Genomic DNA, 19,982 nt, shown 5'->3' on the forward strand with positions numbered 1-19,982 from the left:
CTAGCCCTCCGCCCGCCGGCGGGCGGCGACATATTGCAAGATCGCGGCAATGGCCATCAGAAGGAACAGCACCTCGGAGGCCGCGGCGGCATAGCCGACATTCCAGCGCTGGAAGCCCTCCTCATAGATGAACTGCACGATGGGGCGGGAGGCGTTGTTGGGCCCTCCCCTGGTGAGAAGCTGCGCCTGGCCGAAGAGCTGGAACTGCGCGACGATCTCGTAGATCGCCACGACGACGACGCTACGCCGGATCGAGGGCAGCGTGATCGACCAGAAGGAGCGCCAGCGCCCGGCATTGTCGAGCGCGGCGGCCTCGTAGAGCTCGCCCGGTATCTGCTGCAGGGCGGCGAGGAAGAGCATCATCGGCAGGCCGATCACCCACCACAGCGTGCACAGCGCGATGGCCGGCAGGGCAAGCTCCTGGCTAGTGAGGAACTGGATCGGCGGCAGGCCGAAGATCGAGAGGATGCCGGCGATCAGGCCCCGGTCCGGCAGATACATCATCTTCCAGATGATGGTGACGATGGTCACCGACAGCACCGAGGTGCCGAAGAAGACCGCCCGCAGGGCGGCGCTACCCTTGCTTTCCCGGTTGAGGGCAAGCGCGAGGCCAAGGCCGATGGCGACGAAAACCGGTACCGTCATCAGCACGAAGACGAAGGTGTTGCTCACCGTGCCCAGGAAGACCTTGTCGGCGAACAGGCGGCGAAAATTTGCCAGGCCGGCAAAGGAGGCCGTCTGGTCAAACATGTCGTATTCCTGCAGGCTGATCCAGATGCCGCGAAACAGCGGATAGACCAGGAGAACGACATAGACGGCAAGGAAGGGCAGCACGAACAGGAGATTGCGCCAGCTCGGCCCGATCGAGGCGCCGGCATAGCGGGGTGCGGGCGTCGCGGCCGCCGTGGAGGCAAGGCTCTGCGTGGACATCAGCCCCTCCTCACGCGGCATGGAAGGCGCGGCCGCCATCGTCGAACAGATGGGCAGCTTGCGAATCCACCGAGAAGCGGGCTTCGCCGCCTGCAACGGCGGTCGAAGCGCCCCTGTCCTCGGCGACCAGCGAGGTGCCGTCGGGGAGGCGTACATAAAGATGCGTGCGGTCGCCGAGGCGCTCGACCACTTCGATCCGGCCGGCAAGGGAGCCCGCCGGATCGGCGCGGACAGCCTCCGCCCTCACCCCCAGGCGCAGCTTGGCACCCTGAGGCAGGGTGGCGACGGGCACGCGGGTGGTGATGCCAGTGCCATCGGCCAACCTGGCGGCGGCAAGGCCGCCCTGCTCGGCGACCGTGACGGGCAGGAAATTCATGGCGGGCGAGCCGACGAAACGGGCCACGAATTCGGTGGCGGGCCGTGAATAGACCTCCATAGGCGTACCCACCTGCTCGATCTTGCGGGCGTTCATCACCACGATGCGCTCGGCCAGGGTCATCGCCTCGACCTGGTCATGGGTAACGAAGATGGTGGTAGCCTGGACCTGCTGGTGCAGGCGGGCCAGCTCGACACGGGTGCGCACACGCAGCGCCGCATCGAGATTGGAAAGCGGTTCGTCGAACAGATAGGCCTTGGGGCTCTTCACCAGAGCGCGGCCGATGGCGACACGCTGGCGCTGGCCGCCGGAGAGCTGGCCGGGCTTGCGGGCAAGCAGCGGCTCGATCTCCAGGATGCGCGCTGCTTCCTTCACCCGGCGATCGATCTCCTGGCCGGGCACCGCGATGTTGCGCAGGCCGAAGGCCATGTTCTCGTAGATCGTCATATGCGGATAGAGCGCATAATGCTGGAACACCATGGCGACGCCGCGCGCGCCGGGGGGAAGCTGGTCGACCCTCTGGCCGCCGATCGAGATCGAGCCGCCATCGACGCGCTCCAGCCCCGCGATCATGCGCAGCAAGGTGGACTTTCCGCAGCCCGAGGGCCCGAGAAAGGCAATGAACTCACCCGAGCGGATCTTCAAAGAGAGGTCTGCGATGACGTTCACGGCGCCAAAGGTCTTGGACACCCTGTCGATGTCGATGGCACTCAAGGCCTCTTCCTCCTACCATCTTTTCTTATTATCATCTGATGATAAGATAGAAGCAATCGCGATCCGGTGTCAATCGCCGCCGACGTGAAGAAGGGCAATTTGTAGGAGGATTTCCCATTGGCAGGAGGGTTGCTGGGCGCTTTGTTCCCCCCCGATAGCAGTGTTAAGAGGTGGGAAGCCCCTCAGATCACGGCGGAATCAGCCGGCGGGAGGAGCACGGTGCCGCCCGCATCCAGCAACGGGCTGGTTTGGAGATGAGTATGTTCGAGCGGGATACCGCCATCAGCACGATGAGCGCGCAGGTCGCGCGCATCATCGGCACCCGCATCACCTCGGGAGAGTTTCGCCCCGGCGACACCCTGCCGATCGAGAACGAACTCTGCCAGGCCTATGGCGTCAGCCGCTCGACAGTGCGCGAGGCCGTGAAGAATTTGGCGGCCAAGGGACTGGTCGAGGTTTCGCCCAAGACCGGCACACGCGTGCTGCCTTTCGCAGACTGGAACCTGCTCGACCAGGATGTGCTGTCCTGGCGCCTCAATGCCCAGTTCGACGAGCGCATCATCGAGGATCTCTACGAAATGCGGAACTGCTTCGAGCCGCGCGCCTGCTTCCTGGCGGCGCGGGACGGTTCGGCGGATGATCTGGAACGTATCCGCATGCGCTTCTCGGACCTGGTCTCCATGCTGGGGCAGCCGGCCTTGGCGGCGGGTGCCGAGACCGAGTTCCACCTCGCCATCATGACGGCCACCCATAACGGCCTGTTCGTCACCATCGGACGGGCGGTTAAGACGGCCCTGAAGGTTTCTTTCGGCCTGACCCAGCGCAGCGCCAATGGTCAGGCGATGGACCTGCAGCCCTATCAGGCCGTGGTGTCAGCCATCCTCGCCCGCAAGGCGGACGAGGCCTCGCGGGCCATGAGCCAGTTGCTGGAAATTTCGCGGGCCCGCATGCTGGAGGCCCTGCGCAATGCGCCCCGCGCCGTGGAGAAGACGGCCGGCGAATAGAAGCGGCCCCGGAAGGATAGCGATATGCGGGACAGCGCGCCGGACCTGTGCTTATCTTCCCGCTCGTAACTGGACAGCGAGGCGACGTCCGATGATCCGCAGCAAGGAGCTCTTCACCCGGTCCGGCGACGCCGAATGGCAGCCTACGCCGGACGGCAACCGGCGACGGGTCCTGGCCTATACCGACGAACTGATGATGGTCGAATTCGCCTTCGAGAAGGATGGCGTGGGCTGGCTGCATTCGCATCCCCACATTCAGTCCAGCTATGTCGCCGAGGGACGGTTCGAGGTCACCATCGCGAGCAGAACCGAGACGCTCGTCGCCGGCGACAGCTTCATCGTGCCATCCGGCCTCGAACATGGCGTCAAGGCGCTCGAGAAAGGCCGGCTGGTCGACTGCTTCACGCCGCACCGCGCCGATTTCCTGGCGTAGTCCGGACTTTGCGTGATTGCGCGGCCCGGCGCGAAAACTACTGATCCGCGTTCTCGATCGCCCGGGAGACCACGGCCCGCACTTCCTCGCGGCTCATGAAGATGTCGTGGTTGATGAAGCCGGAGCCGAAGTCGGAGGCGTCGACCACCTTCACGCCGGTCTTCTGCAGTTCCTCGCTGTCACCGGAACCGACCCGCGGCACGCCACCGGCGAGCTTGGTCGAGATCTCCAGGGCGCGGTCGTTCTTGGAGACGATCACCGTCATCTTCGACGACAGCGACGACAGCCGCTTCATCTGGCGACGGAAGAGGTCGAGGTCGACATCCGGGTTGGCCAGCACGATGGCGCCGAAATGATTGGGAAGCGAGGCCCCCATGCGATCGGACATCGAGCGCAGGGCTTCCATCATCACCATGCTGCCCATGGAATGGGCGATCAGGTTGATGCGGCCGACCTTGGGATCGTTGGCGAGCGCGGTGAGCGTGTCCTCCAGGGCATCGCGCGACCACATCGCGCTGTCCTTGTCGGTGACATAGTCCAGCAAAGCTGCACGCGAGGGCCAGGAGAACAGCACCGGCACGCCCGAGAACTTGATGCCGTCGACCAGCTTGGCATAGCTCGTCGCCGCGCTGTCGAAGGTTTCGTTGTAGCCGTGGACATAGACGATGACGTCACGCCCCTCGGCCTGCGTCGCAAGGGAGGTGGCCGGCTGGTCTCCCGGCAGGGCGCTCACCCCGGCCACCGACCAGCCAGGTGTGGAAACCGGGTTGACCGCGGCCAGCAGCGACTTGGACGGCGGATACATCACCAGGCGCGCAGCCGTCGGGTCGGAAGCGCGCTTGGCCCCGAACCAGGGTTCCTTGTTGCCGGTCGAATTGCGCGTGGTCATCACCAGCATGGTCATGCCGCCGCGCCAGATGCCGAGCGGGGCGGTGTTGGCCGCCTGGTCGTTCGAGGCCGTGTTGGTCAGCACGGGCTTCAGGGATGAGGTCGAGTCACCGGAATCGTCATCGATCCCGACGCAGCCCGTCAGCACAAGTGCCGAAGCGATCAAAGCGAAGAGCGAGGCGACCCGCATCGAAACCCAATCCTGTTTGCTTAAGCTGCCCTCAATGCAGCAAAAGGGGTGAATAGTCAGTGAACGGGCGAAATTGAGGCGGCTGCGTTCGAACCAGCCAAAAAACCGGCCGCACTGTCGTTTTCCACGAGAATGTCGGCAAAAATATCACACCCCTTCACAGAAGGCCGGCGGTGCAGCCCCCATCTGCTGTCGCGACGCTCTTTTGTCACTCCGGCCTGGCAAGGAGAGCCACGGCGACCGCGGGCGCAAGCCTGCGGTATCCAACGAAAAAGGGCCGGCGGTGCCGGCCCTTCCCGTGTCATATGCTTTGGAGCAGACCTCAGCCCAGGCCGCCGAGGCAGACATATTTGGCATCGATATAATCCTCGATGCCGTATTTGGAGCCTTCCTTGCCCATGCCGGATTCCTTGACGCCGCCGAAGGGCGCGACTTCGGTGGTGATCAGGCCTTCATTGACGCCGACCATGCCGTATTTCAGCGCCTCGGCAACCCGGAAAGCACGGCCGAGATCCTTGGTGTAGAAATATGAAGCCAGGCCGAACTCGGTGTCGTTGGCCATCCGGACGGCCTCTTCCTCGGTCTCGAACTTGAACACCGGGGCCAGCGGCCCGAAGGTCTCGTCGCGCGCCACCAGCATGTCCGGAGTCACCCCCGTCACCACCGTGGGCTCGAAGAAGGTGTGGCCGAGAGCGTGGCGGTTGCCGCCCGCCACCACCTTGCCGCCCTTGGCAACGGCGTCGTTGATGTGCTCCTCGACCTTCTGCACCGCCTTCTCGTCGATCAGCGGGCCCTGCTGCACGCCGGCCTCCAGGCCATTGCCCACCTTGAGCGCGTTCGAGGCCGCGATCAGTTTCTCGACGAACTTGTCGTGGATGCCCGCCTGCACCAGGAAACGGTTGGTGCACACGCAGGTCTGGCCGGAATTGCGGTACTTGGCGATCATCGCGCCTTCGATGGCCCGATCGACATCAGCGTCGTCGAACACGATGAAGGGGGCGTTGCCGCCCAGTTCCATCGAGACCTTCTTGAGCGTCTTGGCGGACTGCTCGACCAGGAGCTTGCCGATCGGCGTGGAGCCGGTGAAGGTGATCTTGCGCACCAACGGGTTCGAGGTGAGCTCGCCGCCAATGGCGCTGGCAGAACCGGTGAGGACGTTGACGACACCGGCGGGAACGCCGGCCATTTCGGCCAGGACGCCCCAGGCCAGGCCCGAATAGGGCGTCTGCAGTGCCGGCTTGATCACGATGGTGCAGCCGGCGGCCAGCGCCGGGCCGAGCTTGCGGGCGATCATCGAGGAGGGGAAGTTCCAGGGCGTGATGGCGCCGACGACGCCTACCGGCTCCTTGGTGACCAGGATGCGGCGGCCAGGCCAGGGCGAGGGAATAACGTCGCCATAGACCCGCTGGGCCTCCTCGGCGAACCAACGCACATAGGCAGCCGAGAACACCACCTCACCGCGCGCCTCGGTAAGCGACTTGCCCTGCTCGACGGTGAGCAGCACGCCGAGCGCCTCGGCATTGGCCTCGATCAGATCGGCGAGCTTGTGCAGGATCTTGGCCCGTTCCTTCGCCGTCTTGGCGCGCCAGGCCGGGAAGGCCGCATCGGCCGCGGCAATGGCCCGCGCCGTCTCGTCCTTGCCGCAATCGGGCACGCTGCCGATGAGTTCACCGGTGGCGGGATTGGTGACCGGCAGGGACTTGCCGTTGTCGGCAGCGATCCATTGACCGTTGACGTAGGCGGCCTCACGCTTGAATTCGAGTGTCTGCGCCAGTTTTTCCAACATGCGCCTTCCTCCGTTATGTCTCTCGCTGGCGCTTAGATAGGCGTTCGGCGCGCGCGGATCAATGTAGAAATGTGATCACATATTCGGGTATTGCCTCGGCCCGCGAAGCCTGCGATGGAGGCCCGCCTGCACATAAAGAAAGCAAGTCGCCATGTCCAATCCCGTCCTGGCCGAACTCATCCGCGGCGGCATGGTCGAAAGCCGGCATAGCGGCGCCGTTGCCGTCAGCGATCCCGAAGGCCGCCTCGTACTCGCGCTCGGCGATGTCACCCGCCCCGTCTTCCCCCGCTCGGCGGTGAAGGCGTTCCAGGCCCTGCCTTTGCTGGAATCGGGAGCCGCCGACAAGCTCGGTCTTACCGACGCGGACATCGCCCTCGCCGTCTCCTCCCATGGCGGCGAGCCGCGCCATGTCGAGCAGGCTGCCGCCATGCTGGCCAAGGCCGGCCGCGATGCCGGCACGCTCGAATGCGGCGCCCATGCGCCGAGCTTTCGCCCGGCCGCCTGGGCCCTGCTGCGGGCCGGAGAAGAGCCCTCGGCCCTGCACAACAACTGCTCGGGCAAGCATGCCGGCTTCATCTGCCTTGCTTGCGCCAGCGACCGTGATCCCCACCATTACATCGAGGCCGGGCATCCGGTGATGCGCGAGGTGATGGGGGCGGTCAACGCGATGAGCGGAGCCGCCCTTGCCGGCGATGGCGTCGGCATCGACGGCTGCTCCATCCCCACCCAGGCCGCTCCGCTCGCAGGCGTGGCGCGGGGCTTTGCTCGCTTCGGCACCGGCGCCCATCTCGGCCCCGAAAGGGCGAAGGCCGCCGCCCGCATCCGCCGCGCTGCGGCCGCGGAGCCCTTCCTGGTCGCCGGCACCAGGCGCTTCTGCACCGAGATCATGACGATCTTCGGCGAACGCGTCTTCGTGAAGACAGGCGCCGAGGGCGTGTTCTGCGCCGCCTTTCCCGAACTCGGCTACGGCATCGCCCTCAAATGTGACGATGGCGGTACCCGGGCTGCGGAACTGATGATGGCCGGCGTGATCGCCAAGCTTCTGCCCCTTTCCGACAGCGAGGCCGAGGCGCTGAGGAGCTTCCTCGAACCGGTGCAGAAGAACTGGAACGGCCTCGAGGTGGGCAGGCTGCGCCTGGCGGGAGCCTTGGCCTAAGGCGCCGCCGCCCATCACTCTTCTTCACGTCGAAGCCGCCTTCTTCCAATCGCCGGTGCTGTTCCACCAGCGATTGGGGTTCTTGCTGTCGTCAAGCCCCTTGGAACGGCTGGACAGGATGGCCTGCAGCCTGATTACCGGCTCCTGGTAGGAATGGGCCTGGAAGATCGCCTCGACCACCCTCTCCGCAACATCCTGTGCATCGGGAAGCTCGAAAACGACTTCCACCACCCCCTGGCGCCGACGAAGATCACATTCCGCGCCGACCGCGGCCCCTTCCTGCGGGCGATAGCGCTCAATCCCGGGAGAGGACTGATAGGCATTGCTATCATAGGCTCCCATCGCCAGGGGAACGATGGCGACGACGGCCTCCATGATGCGGTCGACATCCTCGACCGGGGCCTGAAAGGTCAGAAGGCGCATGGGAACCATCGCTACCGACAATGTCTCGAAACCTGTCATGGCCCTCGCCCCTCCCCGCCGATCGAAGTGCGAAGGTTAGTTCATTGCTGCTGACAACGATCTGTCAGCACTGTCGCTATCCGAGGTCCGTGCGAGCCGCTATGCGCCTGCAGCCCGCCGCGGTCTCTCGGACGGACGGTCGGCTGTCGACCGACATGCCGCAAATCAGCGCTTGATCTAGAGTGCACTCCAGCAAGTAGCCTCGACAGCGGTCCGGGAGTGCGATGAAGACAGATGAAGATCGGAGAACTGGCGCGCCGTTCGGGATTGTCGGTCCACACGCTGCGCTATTACGAAAAAGTCGGCCTGCTTCCGCCGGCCTTTCGGAACGGCTCGGGCCAGCGGGACTATGACGCCGCCATCCTCGGCTGGATCGACTTTCTCGGCCGCATGAAGGCCGCGGGCATGCCGATCCGGGACATCGCGGCCTATGCGCTCTTATGGCAGCAAGGCGCCGGCACCGAGGCCGCGCGCCGCGACATGCTCGAGAAACAAAGCCGGCGGGTGGCAGCCCAGATCGAGGACCTTCAGTCCTGCCTCCTCGTCATCGAGCAGAAGATCCTGGATCTGGCTGAACTGGAAAAAGGACGAAAATCATGAGTGCCTATGTCATTTCCGACGTGGTTCCGCAGGATGAGGAAGCCTGGAACGCCTATGTGCGGCTTGCCCCCGCGACGATCGAAAAATATGGCGGCCGCTATCTGGCGCGCGGCGGCCCGGTCCGAACCATGGAGGGCAATTGGTCGCCTCGTCTGATCGTCCTTGTCGAATTTCCCGATCGTGCCGCCGTCGAGGCCTGGTATGCCTCCCCCGAATATGCCGAAGCCCTGGCGTTTCGCAGCAAGGCCCTAAGCAGAAACCTGATCTGCGTGGATGGCGTGGGTACACATGGTTCGACGCGCGTCGAAACATTGCCCGGCACGGCCCGCTAGAACGGGGCGACAAGTCGATGCAATTGCCAGGTCGCCGTGATGACGAGAAAACTTGCTTATTTCACCGACGCCCATCTCGGGCAAAAACTCGTCATGGGCGGTGCGATGGACAGCGACAAGATGCGCTATGCCAGTGAGCCGGCAGAACATCGAGACCATCTGCGCTGGGTCCTTGACGACATTGCCGCGAGAGGCATATCGGAGGTGATCTTCGGTGGCGACATCGGCGCACGCAACTCCGTCCCCGACTTCTTCGAGATCCTGGGATCCTACGATTTCAAATCGAGAATAGTCCTCGGCAACCACGACGACTATGACGCGGTTTCACCCTTCCTTTCCGATCAGACCCATGCCGTTGAGGGCAAGGCCTGTTTTTCCGAAGGCGATCCGGCGCTGAAATGGGTGTTTCTCGATTCATCGGCCAACCGGGTGGATGAGGACCAACTCGCCTGGTTCGCGCGCGAACTGCAGGACACGCGCCGCCTCCTGCTGTTCCTGCATCATCCGGTCCTGCCGATCGATACACCGGTGGAGCACGCCGGCGCCGCCTTGAGGGAACGCGATACTCTCAAGGCGCTTCTGATCGGCAGCGAATGCGACATATCACTGTTTTGCGGCCACTATCACATGGCGGATGAACGGCGCGAGGCGAACATCCGGCAGTTCTGCACCCCCGCCGTCTCCTACCAGATCGTCAAGGAGGCCGATCGGCTTGAAGTCGATACGACGCGACGCGGCTATCGCATTGTGGTGATCGACGGCGGCGAGATCGAAACCGAGATCGTCTATCTCGGCCTGCTCTAATCAATCGAGTGCCCGCCTGCCATCGGACCGATGCCTCCCGTCACGCCCCATTGCAGATGGGGCAGCCATGGGCATGCTTGATCAGGCCATGCGCCGGACAGCGCTCGAATTCGGGGGCCGACCACAAACCCTTCCGGTCCGTCGCCTCGGCGCGAATGTCAGCGGGCACAAACGCCGCCAGCAGCACATGGAATTTATCCAGGCATGGCATAAGCCACTCTTCCTTCGGCTCGTAGCCGAGCCGGTGCCAATCGCGCTTCGCTTTCGCCGTTTCGATCGTGCGGAGGATGAAGGATCGGTCTTCGACGAAACTCTCAATTTCCCAGGGCATCTCGGCGATATCGAAGCCCACGGTCCCAAGGCCAAAGATGCCTTGGTCCCGCGCGGCGATCCACGCTGCAAACTGGCATTGCCGATGGGCAGACGCCAGTGACGATGCGGCCAACGCCAAGACGCCGATGAACACCGACGTCAGCGAATTGCTCATCTGAAGATATGGCAGGTCAGGCCGCGCATCGTAGGTGATAAAATTCGCCATCGGGCCAGGTCCGATTTGCTCCCACGATGCAGAAGGTAAGAGGCAGATTGATCGTGGCGCAGTTCGGTTCCGGGTGCGCGGCCATGATGTCCGCGCACCCGAACGAGAACCGGATGATCGCCTCACACCTGTCCGAAGCGATATTGCGTCTCGTGATCGTAGACCTGGCCCGGCCGGATGATCGAGGACGGGAAATGCGCCTTGTTCACGGCATCCGGCAGGTTCTGGGTCTCGAGGCAGAAGCCGCCGAAGGCCCCATATTTGGCGCCGCCGAGGCCGGGAACCGGGATGTCCAGCTTGGCGGCATCGTAAAGCTGCACGCCGGGCTGGGTCGTCCAGGTCTCCAGGCTGACGCCGCTCTTGGGAGACCAGGTCCGCGCCGCCCGCGCCAATACGCCCGAGCTCCTCAGCACCAGATTCCCGTCATATTTGAACGGCCCCTCCGGGGTCTCCAGGCGCAATGTGCGCTCCTGACGGAAGTCCCATGGCGTACCCGCCACCGAGAGGATCTCGCCGGTGGGGATGAGGTCGGCGTCGGTGGGCGTATAGAAATCGGCATCGATCTCCATGCGATGGTCGAGCACATCGGCCGAACCATCGAGATTGAAATAGGAATGCTGGGCGAGATTGACTGGCGTCGCCTTGTCGGTGGTGGCGGTGAAGATCACCTGCAACGTCGCCGGCTCCAGCAGGCGATAGGTACAGGTCGTCACCACGCGGCCGGGGAAGCCCATGTCGCCGTCCTCGGAGACGAGCACCAGCGTGGCCGAGCGCTGGTCCGATTGCACCAGGGACCAGACGCGCTTGCCGAAGCCGGTGGCACCGCCATGCAGCGTGTGCGGACCGCCATGGCTCTTGGAGAGATCGTAGGTCACGCCATCAAGGGTGAAGCGGCCAAAGCCGATGCGATTGGCGACCCGGCCAGGATTGGCGCCAAAATGCGGGGAATATTTGGGGTAGTCCTCGAACTTCTCGAAGCCGAGCACCACACGCTGCGGCCCGTTCTTCGAGGGCACCAGGAGATCGCGCACCACGCCGCCATAGGTAATGATCCGGGCCTCGGCACCGGCATCGGAGCGCAGGGTGACCTCGAGCACATCGGCGCCGTTGAAGGTTCCGAACAGGACAGGCTTGGACATGGGATTTCCTTGGCAGAGATGAGGCGTGAACATCCGATCGCCGGCAGGCAGCGACGACTCGTTTCTACACAGTCCACCAATAGCGGACCACATGGAAGAAGATCGGCGCGGCGAAGACGACGGAATCGAGCCGGTCGAGCATGCCGCCATGCCCCTCGATCAGATGCCCCCAATCCTTGACGCCGCGATCGCGCTTGATCGCCGACATCACCAGCCCGCCGAAAAAGCCCATCAAGGTGATCACCAGCGCCACCAGCCCGGCCTGCCAGAAGGAGAACGGGGTGATCCACCACAGGCCGGCACCGAGCAAAGTGGCACTCGCTACCCCACCGACCAAGCCTTCCCAGGTCTTGGAGGGCGACAATTTCGGCGCCACCTTGTGCCGGCCGAAGAGCTTGCCCCAGACATATTGCAGGACGTCGCTCATCTGCACCACGATGACCAGGAAGGCGATCAGCAGGAGCTTGCGGCCCTCGAAAGCGGGAATATCCAGCGTCAGCAGCGCCGGCACATGGGAGAGGCAGAAGATGGCGATCATCACGCCCCATTGCATCTCGGCGACACGGGTCATGAACTTGGCAGTATCGCCCCTCAGCGCGATCAGGATCGGCAGGAGCAGGAAGACATAGACCGGAATGAAGATCGAATAGAGCCCGTACCACTCGATCCATATCAGGTAGTACTGGATCGGCAGCACCACGAAGAACATGGCGAACAAAGTGCGATGGTCGGCCCGGCGCGTCGGCGTCAGCGTCAGGAATTCACGCAGGGCCGCAAAGGAGGCGAAGGCAAAGAGGGCGATCACGCCGGCCTTGCCGAGGAGGAAGGCACCGCCCATCAGCGCCACCATCACCCACCAGGCGCGGATGCGGGCATTGAGATTGTCGATGGCGGCATTGCCCTGCGGGCCGGCCCTGCGGTCGAGCTGCCAGCCGATGAGGGAGGCCAAGACCAGGAAGGCGATGATGCCGCCAAACAGGGCCAGGGTATGGTTCTCGAACATCAACCCTCGTCCCCCTCATGCGGCCTGAGAGCCAGCAGGGCATTGCGGCTGCGATCGAGGAAGGCCTGCTTCTCCTCCCCGGGCCCCAGCCGCAGCGGTGCTCCGAAGGTGACGGTGCACAGGAAGGGCACCGGCAGAAACTCACCCTTGGGCATCACGCGATTGAGGTTCTCGATCCAGACCGGCACCATTTCCACGTCCGGCTGGCGCTTGGCGAGCCAGAACAGGCCGGACTTGAAAGGCAGCAGCGGCTCCTCGCCCATGTTGCGCGTCCCCTCCGGAAACAGGATCAGCGAGGATCCCGCCTCCAGGGCAGAGGCCATCTGGCCGATCGGATCGACACTGCGGGTCGCGCTCTCGCGATCGATCAGCACGGCATCGAAGACATTGTGGGCGAGGAAGCGCCGCGTCGCGCCGGCATTCCAGTAATCGCGCGCCGCCACCGGGCGTGCCGTCGCGCGCAGGGCAGACGGAAAGACCGTCCAGACCAGGATGAAATCGCCATGGCTGGCATGGTTGGCAAAATAGATGCGCGGTTTGCGCGCCGGCAGGCAGCCCTGCCAATTGCCGCGCACGCCGGTGACGAGCCGGGCAAAACCGATGGTAGCGCTTCCCACCAGCCGGCCGAACAGGGAACGGCCATCCCGCACCGCGATGTCGCTCACAGCATGGCCCCAAGCAGCGGCAAAGCCAGCAGGCTTGCGACCTGCAGCACCAGGAAGATGGCCTGGCGGCGCACCAGGGCCATGGCGCCACGAGCCCGCTCCGACATCGGGCGCGAGGCGCGGTCTTCAGCAAACAAGCCGAGACGCTTCATCGCCCCGTCGAAATTGGTGGTGCTGAAGGCATTGCCGGCCAGATGGCCGAAAATCTCGGCATCAAAGCCCGCGCGCAGGGCGAAATAGCTCTGTACCAGGCCGAGCAGCACGGCCAGCACTGCAAGCCCGCTGACGGACAGGGGCGCTGATGCATAGGTGGCGATCACGACGGCGAGGACACCCAGCAGCGTCAATCCGCGCGAAATCCAATCGAGCGCCCTGCCCTGCCGCAAATAGGAAGCGGCGATGGCGGCGATCACCGCCGGATTTTCCTGTGCCTCAGCCATGGACTTCAATCACTTTGGACATCAACCAGTTTGGCGGCTGCCACGATGGCGGCCTGCGCCTCGGACCCCAACACGATTCGCGGACGGACGGCACGTAGGATCGCAACCGCGTCGTCCACCGTTTGCGCCTGCCCACTGGCGAGCAGCCAGGTCGCAACCGCCGCGGCGCTGCGTGAATAGCCGAGTGCGCAGCACACCAGCACCGTGCCCTTGCCGCGCGCCGCTTCGATCGCTTGCGAAGCCTCCACCAGCTTTGCCGGCTGCGGCGCTATCAGGTCGAGCATCGGTACCGCACGCGTCGACACGCCCCGCCAGGCGGACAGTTCGGCGGCAAGATCGACAACGCTGCCATAGCTCCCCGGTGCGCGATCGAGGCGCGAGGGGATACGGCCGAGATAGATCCCGGGACGGACTTCGCCGGCGGATGGCTCGCGGCGCGTCCACCAGCGCGAATTGAGGAAAGCCCCGAGCTGATAGGGCGCGAACAGGAGCCGGACCGCCAGCGGCATCGAACCGTCGCCCCGTTTCTGGAAACCGGCCGCCCCGCGCCAGAGGTAGTTCGCCGCGACAAGGGCGAGCGATGCCGCCGGATAGCAGAGCCACAGCCCCCAGCCGCCGACCCCGATGCCGATGACGGCAAGAGCCAGGGCGCCCAGACCATAATAGGCGGCGAGCTTTCGACGCTTTCTAACCTCTCCCGGAGGGGGAGAGGGAACGCCCATCTCGTCGGGCCACAGCCACAGACAGAACAGGCCGAGCAAGGCGCCGGTCGGTATGTCGAAGAAATGATGCTGGTAGGTGGTGAGGACGGAAAGCCCGATCAGGGCGAACCAGGGATGGAGCAACCACCGGGCCCAGGCCGACAGATGGCTGGCGTAGTGCACCCAGAGGATCACCAGGAGCGCGATATGCAGCGAGGGCGCCTGGTTGTAGGGCTTGTCGAAGCTGAGCAGCGCATCGAACATGAAGCCGGACAGGCCGCCGCCGATCTCCGGCTTGGCAAAGCTGAAGCGCAGCGGAAAGAGGAGGAAACAGGCGACCGCGATCACCTGTGCGGTCAGCAGCCGGCGCCCCAGTGTGTCCAGCTCCGTCCTGCTAGTGCAGACGAACAGCGAGGCGGCATAGAACAGGTTGACCGACCAATAGGGAATGATCGTCCAGGCCAGGAACGGCATGCCGTGTTCCCAGCCGAACACGATGGACTGCACGAAGACGCGCTGGTCGGCGAGGTAATTGGCGAGGCCATAGCTCGAATAGAAGAAGATGCCGAGGCCTGCGAGCCAGACAAGCGCCCTGCCCCAAGGACGCCTGTCGGAGCGCCCGCCATCGGCAGGCCTTGCCGGTACCGTAATGGTCATGACGATACCTCTTGCCGGAAGCCCCTTGGAGCGCGGACATCCTGTCCGCTTCTTCCCTTCCCATCAGCAGGGCGTTTCCAAGAGCGGACTGGAAGTCCGCGCTCCAAAACAGGGGTCATGACACGGCCTTGCGGCGAGCGAGCGAGACCGAGAAGATGCCCCATTCGTCTATACGCTGTTCGAGCTTCTCGAAACCGGCGGCCTCGACGAGCTGGTCCATCTCGGCCTGCGTGCGCCGGCGCATCACCCAGGCCTGCCCCTGGCGGTGGCTGGTCAAGGCGCGCGCGATGAACTCGAGCTGCGGATGCCAGGGCTGGCCGGTGTAGATCAGATAGCCTCCGGCTGGGATGGCGGCGGCAAGGCCGCCCAGCGACCATTTGATCAGGTTGTTGTCGGCGAAGAGCTCGTAGAGCCCGGAAACCAGCCCGAGAGTGGGCTTGGGCTCGATGCCGGCAAGGCTGGCCGCATCGAAGGCATCGCCCTTGACGAAGCGGGCGATGTCGGCGAGGCCCTTTTCGGCGATCAGCCGCCCGCCCGCCTCGACATTGATGTCGCTGTAGTCGCGCAGCAGGATCGAATCCGGCCGTGAGACGCCTTCCGCCTCCAGGGCTTCGAGCACGTAGCGGCCATGGCCGGCAGCGATGTCGACGATGGAAACCGGCCGCCCCTCTTCCCGCAGCCGGGCGATGGCGGCGCGCAGCAATTCCTCGACATGGAGCTTGCGCTGGCGGATGCCGCGCCAGCCGATCGCCTCCAGATAGTTCTTGTCGGCCAACCGCCCGAGAGCCGAACGCCCCGACGGCGTGTTGCGATAGACATAATCGAGGGTGGAGCCGGAATCGAAGCCGGTCTCATGGCCAAGCCTGATGCCGTCGGAGACCAGCCCCGTCGCCTTCAGCCCAAGCTTGCTACCGGCCCAGTAGAGGCCCTTCGGCGAGGCGAGCGGCAGGGGCGAGGCAAGCCTGTCGGCTTCGTCGCGGGTGTAGCCCTGCCGGTCGGCCTCGGTGAGGACGGTGCGTTCCAGGGGCGCGGCGAAGCGCTCGCCGAGAAAGCGCCTGACATGGCCGATCGCCACCGCCCTGTCCTTCTCGCCGAGCGTGTCGTGGTAGAACCCCGGCAACACGTGCCGCTCCTTGGTAGCCGATCCCAGATTTTCGTAGAAGCGGTGCTGGGGTCCGTGATGCACCACCCAGTCGGCGCCCGAGACGAGCAATTGCGTCGGCACCGTGATGGCCCGGGCATCCTCGACCACCCGTCGTGCTGCCTCATAGAGCCCGAGCAGGATGCGCACCGAGATCGCCCGGGTGATCTTGGGATCGGCGTCGAAGGTCGCCTGGCGCTCGAGATCATGGGTGAGGAACTTGGCCTTCACATAGGATTGCACGAAGAAATTGCCCTTGTAGGCCTGCCACAGCTTCAGGCCCGGCCGGGCGAAGGGCACATAGAGCTTCACCTTGAAGGCGGGAGAGGCCACCACCAAAGCACGGATCTTGGGCGCATAGTCATGCACCCAAGCCGAGGCGACGACGGCCCCGACGCTCTGGGCGAGCACGGCGATATCGGCGGGCGCGAAACCATGCGCAGCGCCGATATGGTCGATGAAGCTCTGCACATCGCGCACCAGGGCGCCGAAACTCGGGGCATCGCCACGTTCGCCGGGCGAGTCGCCATGGCCCCGGGCATCCCAGGCGAAGAACTCATAATCGGGCATGGCGAGTTCATCGGGCAGATGCGCCATGCGCCCCGAATGCTCATGCCCGCGATGGAACAGCACGACCGCGCCCTTGGCGGGGGCATTGAGGGCCGGCCAATGGCGGTAGAACAGCTCGACACCGTCATGGCTGCGAAAAAAACCGGTCTCAGAGGGACGCATCATGACTCCTGCCGTCATCGGCCTGCTTGGCGCGGGCTTCACGCAGGCCCTTATGCACACGATTGACGATGGTCAGTGTGAGAAAAAGCACGGCAAGCGGCATGATCCAGCCGAACCAGCCGGGCAGTGGCAGGCCGAGGCCGACCCACAGGCCGAGTGCGCCGAACACGAAAGCACGGTCGCTCTTGCCGAGCGGGCCGTCATAGCGCCTGTTAGCGCCGACCATCGGCCCCATCACGCCGGCAAACTCGCTGATCACGGCCAGCACGATCACCGCGCCGGTCCAGAACGGCCCAAAGACCGGCAGGGTGGCGAAAGGCAGGATCAGCACGGCGTCGGAGACGACGTCGGCGATCTCGTTGAGATAGGCGCCGAGCAGGCTCTTCTGGCCGAATTCGCGCGCCAGCATGCCGTCGATGGCATTGAGAGCCATGCGGATGGCGAGCCAGACCGGCAACAGCAGGAAGAGGATGCGCAGGTCCGAGAGCCAGGCCACGCCGAGGCCGACGATAAGCGAGCCAGCCGCCGCCGCCAGCGTTACCTGGTTGGCGGTCGTGCCCCGCTCGGCCAGCCGCGTGACGCGCGGGCGCAAAAGGGCCTGAAAACGAGGCTTGAGAGCATAGAGACTCACGGGACTGTCCAGATTCGCGGTTTAGCCGGCTATCATGGCTCAGCCGGCGAGCCTCATGCAACCCGACCGACCAGCCCGCACGTACCGGTGCATGGAATTTCCGGCCACGCCCCGAAAACAGGGTTCTCGCAGGCATGCATGGTGATTTCGAGGGCGGACGAGACGTCCATGGGCGCTAAGATAAGGCGAGAGGCGCGAGGCCGGCCACCCCATCGCCCCGTTTACGGGGAGAAGGTAAGGATGAGGGGCGGTGCGACCTCACAAACTGACGCCTTCCGTAGCCCCTCACCTCCATCCTCTCCCCGTAAACGGGGCGATGGGGCTCATATGTCGAGCTCGATCTCCAACCGCCTCATCTCGCCCAACCCCTTATCTTAGCGCCCATGGACGTCTCGTCCGTCTCCCCTTCCCGTCAAGCACAGCTCTGCCATCGGAAACCTCAATGGCACTATCGGTTCCTTCCGTTTTCCAGGCCGTCGCCGATCTGGGATGCCCATGCGCAGGTTCATCGGCATCGAAAGGAAACGCTTCATCATGAGTCTTGCAAAATCGAGAATTCTTATCGCCGGCGGCGGTTCCGGCATGGGCCTGGCACTGGCACGGCGTTGCCTCGATGCCGGTGCGCGGGTCGTCATCGTCGGACGGAGTGAGGAGAGACTGGCCCAGGCCCGCTCGAGCCTCGGTGCCGCCGACGCTCTCGATACCGTTTCTGCCGACATCACTCGGGAACACGAGGTCGCAGCGTTGTTCGAGCACATCGGCCGGCTCGATCACATCGTCAGTACCGCGGCTGATATCGAAGGCGCCTATGCGCTTCTGCCCTCTCTCGACCTGAAGGCCGTCCAGAGAATCATGGAGAGCAAGGTCTACGGGGCCCTCCTCCTGGCCAAGCATGGCGCCGGGACGCTGGCACCGTCCGGCTCCCTGACCTTCGTCTCCGGTATCGCCGCCTATCGTCCCCTGCCGCGGGGCGCAGCGGTCGCCGCCGTCAATGCCGCCCTGGAGGGGCTGGTCAAGGCGCTGGCGGTCGAGCTTGCGCCCTTGAGGGTCAACGCCGTGTCGCCCGGTTGGGTCGATACCCCGATCTGGGCCTTCGTCGCCGGCGACAGGAAGGACGAGACCCTGGGAGCCATGGCCAGGAAATTGCCGGTCGGCCGGGTCGGCCGGCCTGAGGACATCGCCGATGCCCTGGCCTTCGTGATGGGCAACGGCTTCACGACAGGATCGGTTCTGCATGTCGAGGGTGGGCACCGCCTGGTCTGAGTGCGTCGAGCCCGGTGCTCGCCGAGGCGAGCAGCAACTTCAAGGCCGGCGGCTGCACCCGCCGCCGGCGCCAGATCATCACCAGCTCCGCGGCGAGATTGGCAGCTTGGGCCGGGGCTGGCCAGCAAAGCTCGATGACCTCGCCCCGTGCGAGTGTCTCCGCGACCGCCAGGCGCGGCACCAGGCCAAGGCCCGTTCCGGCCGCCACCAGCCGGGCAATCGCGCCGATGCTGCCCGCTTCGGCCGCGAGCTTGGGTGCCGCAAGCCCGGCGGTGGCAAAAGCCGCATCGAACAGATGGCGGTAGACGCAGCCCATCTCCGTCACGACGAACCGTCTTGTGGCAAGCATGGACAGACCTTCATCGGCCGGCAGCGGCGGTTCGCCGGCCGGCGCAATCAGGATCAGCGGCTCTCTGGAAATGCCACGCCTGGCGAAACGCTCGTCGAACTCGCCATTGTCGAAGCAGAAGGCGACGTCCACCTCGCCATCCTCCAGCTTGCGCAGGAGGTCGCCCGTACCCGCGACGGACAAGCGAAGTGCGATTTCAGGATGGGCCTGCCCGAAACGCGAGAGCCAGGCCGGCAGACGGGCGGCCGCAATCGTTTCCAAGGCGCCGATCGAGACCGCTCCGCGCTCCTGCCCCACCGTCATGGCCACGGCGCCGCGCGCCTCCTCCGTCAGCGTCAGGATCTCCTCGGCATAGGGCTGCAGCGCCGCTCCGGCGGCCGTCAGTTGCAGGCCCGACCGCGAACGCGTGAACAAAGGCGTACCGAGTTCGGCTTCCAGCGCCTGGATCTGGTCGCTCACGCTCGACTGGGCCAGATGCACCACCTCGGCTGCCCGGGTGACATTACGATGGCGGGCAACGGCGAGAAAGGTCTTGAGCAATCTGGAATGCATGGTCTTTCAGGCCTCGGTCTCGAATGATGCAGCAGAGTCCCGAACGCGCTTCAGCGGGCCACAAGACGGATGCCCGATACGAGGCAGAAGACGATGCCGGAGGCCAGGCCATACGCTGCAGACAGCAACAAGCCCTCCGGTTCCAGCAGTTCTCCCGGCCTTCCTCCCAGCAGCCAGGCGTAGCCATACATCGTGATCGGCCCGAGCAGGATACACCAAAGGCACAATCTTGCGCTCGACAAACTCTGTTTGCGCCGCAGCCACAAGGCCACCGGCATCACCAGGATCAAGGTGACGGCGTAGGTGAAAGGCAGTCCAAACATCAGAAAAGCCGCAAAGACACCGGCAATCTGAGAGTCGGGAATGCCGTCCTGCCCGCCGGCCAGGAGATCCAGCACGACAAACAGGAGTGGAAGGCCGGCAGGAACCGTCCAGGGACTGACCAGGGCCCCGAGCGCCAGGCTTCTCTCATGCTGCTTGCCGGTCGGCGCCATGG

General features: G+C 64.7%; 22 protein-coding genes. 7 read left to right on the forward strand and 15 right to left on the reverse strand.

All coding sequences use genetic code 11. From position 1 onward, the window contains the following. Both ABXS05_RS11955 and ABXS05_RS11960 read right to left on the reverse strand, forming a co-directional pair. Positions 1-930: a carbohydrate ABC transporter permease gene (locus tag ABXS05_RS11955; protein ID WP_311933394.1), complete on the reverse strand. Its 930-nt coding sequence runs from the start codon at positions 928-930 to the stop codon at positions 1-3. A gap of 10 nt (positions 931-940) precedes the next feature. Further along, complete coding sequence (locus tag ABXS05_RS11960; protein WP_367624072.1) at positions 941-2,020, reverse strand: ABC transporter ATP-binding protein; 1,080 nt, start codon at positions 2,018-2,020, stop codon at positions 941-943. Between the two features lie 260 nt (positions 2,021-2,280). Here ABXS05_RS11960 and ABXS05_RS11965 point away from each other — a divergent pair, with 260 nt between their 5' ends. Beyond that, a complete protein-coding gene (locus tag ABXS05_RS11965; RefSeq protein ID WP_181161111.1) occupies positions 2,281-3,024 on the forward strand; it encodes a FadR/GntR family transcriptional regulator in 744 nt (247 codons plus the stop codon). 91 nt (positions 3,025-3,115) lie between these two features. Beyond that, positions 3,116-3,457: a cupin domain-containing protein gene (locus tag ABXS05_RS11970; protein ID WP_367624073.1), complete on the forward strand. Its 342-nt coding sequence runs from the start codon at positions 3,116-3,118 to the stop codon at positions 3,455-3,457. A gap of 37 nt (positions 3,458-3,494) precedes the next feature. On the opposite strand, the gene ABXS05_RS11975 is transcribed toward ABXS05_RS11970, so the two are convergent. Then, positions 3,495-4,535 (reverse strand): alpha/beta hydrolase, encoded by a 1,041-nt coding sequence (locus ABXS05_RS11975; RefSeq protein WP_367624074.1) that lies wholly within the window; start codon positions 4,533-4,535, stop codon positions 3,495-3,497. Positions 4,536-4,857: 322 nt separating this feature from the next. Further along, entirely contained in the window at positions 4,858-6,321 is a 1,464-nt protein-coding gene (locus ABXS05_RS11980; RefSeq protein ID WP_367624075.1) for an NAD-dependent succinate-semialdehyde dehydrogenase, read from the reverse strand. Positions 6,322-6,472: 151 nt separating this feature from the next. Between ABXS05_RS11980 and ABXS05_RS11985 the strand changes: the two genes are divergently transcribed. Then, positions 6,473-7,477: an asparaginase gene (locus ABXS05_RS11985; protein ID WP_367624076.1), complete on the forward strand. Its 1,005-nt coding sequence runs from the start codon at positions 6,473-6,475 to the stop codon at positions 7,475-7,477. A gap of 24 nt (positions 7,478-7,501) precedes the next feature. Here ABXS05_RS11985 and ABXS05_RS11990 read toward each other — a convergent pair whose 3' ends face one another. Continuing rightward, positions 7,502-7,939 (reverse strand): YqfO family protein, encoded by a 438-nt coding sequence (locus ABXS05_RS11990; RefSeq protein WP_311933401.1) that lies wholly within the window; start codon positions 7,937-7,939, stop codon positions 7,502-7,504. Between the two features lie 234 nt (positions 7,940-8,173). Here ABXS05_RS11990 and ABXS05_RS11995 point away from each other — a divergent pair, with 234 nt between their 5' ends. From ABXS05_RS11995 to ABXS05_RS12005, 3 genes are read left to right on the forward strand one after another with little or no spacing between them, the layout of a single operon-like run. Continuing rightward, the gene (locus ABXS05_RS11995) at positions 8,174-8,539 is read left to right on the forward strand and encodes a MerR family transcriptional regulator (RefSeq protein WP_311933402.1); all 366 of its coding nucleotides are present in this window, start codon (positions 8,174-8,176) and stop codon (positions 8,537-8,539) included. Next, entirely contained in the window at positions 8,536-8,871 is a 336-nt protein-coding gene (locus ABXS05_RS12000; protein WP_311933403.1) for a DUF1330 domain-containing protein, read from the forward strand. The genes ABXS05_RS11995 and ABXS05_RS12000 overlap by 4 nt, the downstream gene beginning before the upstream one ends. A 39-nt stretch (positions 8,872-8,910) precedes the next feature. Next, entirely contained in the window at positions 8,911-9,675 is a 765-nt protein-coding gene (locus tag ABXS05_RS12005) for a metallophosphoesterase family protein (protein WP_311933404.1), read from the forward strand. A gap of 40 nt (positions 9,676-9,715) precedes the next feature. On the opposite strand, the gene ABXS05_RS12010 is transcribed toward ABXS05_RS12005, so the two are convergent. The 8 genes from ABXS05_RS12010 to ABXS05_RS12045 all read right to left on the reverse strand — a co-directional run bounded on the left by ABXS05_RS12010 (position 9,716) and on the right by ABXS05_RS12045 (position 17,322). Then, positions 9,716-10,213, reverse strand: coding sequence for a hypothetical protein (locus ABXS05_RS12010; protein ID WP_311933405.1), 498 nt, complete (start codon positions 10,211-10,213; stop codon positions 9,716-9,718). A 122-nt stretch (positions 10,214-10,335) separates the two neighbouring features. After that, the gene (locus tag ABXS05_RS12015) at positions 10,336-11,352 is read right to left on the reverse strand and encodes an aldose epimerase family protein (protein WP_367624077.1); all 1,017 of its coding nucleotides are present in this window, start codon (positions 11,350-11,352) and stop codon (positions 10,336-10,338) included. 64 nt (positions 11,353-11,416) lie between these two features. Then, a complete protein-coding gene (locus ABXS05_RS12020; RefSeq protein WP_311933407.1) occupies positions 11,417-12,355 on the reverse strand; it encodes a phosphatidate cytidylyltransferase in 939 nt (312 codons plus the stop codon). Further along, positions 12,355-13,011, reverse strand: a complete 657-nt coding sequence (locus ABXS05_RS12025) for a lysophospholipid acyltransferase family protein (RefSeq protein ID WP_437178660.1) — start codon at positions 13,009-13,011, stop codon at positions 12,355-12,357. The genes ABXS05_RS12020 and ABXS05_RS12025 overlap by 1 nt, the downstream gene beginning before the upstream one ends. A gap of 5 nt (positions 13,012-13,016) precedes the next feature. Next, positions 13,017-13,460: a hypothetical protein gene (locus ABXS05_RS12030; RefSeq protein ID WP_311933408.1), complete on the reverse strand. Its 444-nt coding sequence runs from the start codon at positions 13,458-13,460 to the stop codon at positions 13,017-13,019. Positions 13,461-13,465: 5 nt separating this feature from the next. Continuing rightward, entirely contained in the window at positions 13,466-14,818 is a 1,353-nt protein-coding gene (locus ABXS05_RS12035) for a phosphatase PAP2/dual specificity phosphatase family protein (protein ID WP_367624078.1), read from the reverse strand. Between the two features lie 115 nt (positions 14,819-14,933). Beyond that, positions 14,934-16,694: a bifunctional alpha/beta hydrolase/class I SAM-dependent methyltransferase gene (locus tag ABXS05_RS12040; protein WP_437178654.1), complete on the reverse strand. Its 1,761-nt coding sequence runs from the start codon at positions 16,692-16,694 to the stop codon at positions 14,934-14,936. Then, complete coding sequence (locus ABXS05_RS12045; protein ID WP_367624079.1) at positions 16,678-17,322, reverse strand: CDP-alcohol phosphatidyltransferase family protein; 645 nt, start codon at positions 17,320-17,322, stop codon at positions 16,678-16,680. The genes ABXS05_RS12040 and ABXS05_RS12045 overlap by 17 nt, the downstream gene beginning before the upstream one ends. A 534-nt stretch (positions 17,323-17,856) precedes the next feature. On the opposite strand from ABXS05_RS12045, the gene ABXS05_RS12050 reads away from it, so the two are divergent. Next, positions 17,857-18,585: an SDR family oxidoreductase gene (locus ABXS05_RS12050; RefSeq protein WP_367624080.1), complete on the forward strand. Its 729-nt coding sequence runs from the start codon at positions 17,857-17,859 to the stop codon at positions 18,583-18,585. Here the strand turns inward: ABXS05_RS12050 and ABXS05_RS12055 are convergent. Further along, the gene (locus ABXS05_RS12055) at positions 18,536-19,486 is read right to left on the reverse strand and encodes a LysR family transcriptional regulator (protein WP_367624081.1); all 951 of its coding nucleotides are present in this window, start codon (positions 19,484-19,486) and stop codon (positions 18,536-18,538) included. The genes ABXS05_RS12050 and ABXS05_RS12055 overlap by 50 nt on opposite strands. A gap of 50 nt (positions 19,487-19,536) precedes the next feature. Beyond that, the gene (locus ABXS05_RS12060) at positions 19,537-19,980 is read right to left on the reverse strand and encodes a hypothetical protein (protein WP_367624082.1); all 444 of its coding nucleotides are present in this window, start codon (positions 19,978-19,980) and stop codon (positions 19,537-19,539) included. Positions 19,981-19,982: the final 2 nt, after the last annotated feature.

It is taken from the genome of Labrys neptuniae, assembly GCF_040797145.1.
Lineage (GTDB): Bacteria > Pseudomonadota > Alphaproteobacteria > Rhizobiales > Labraceae > Labrys > Labrys neptuniae.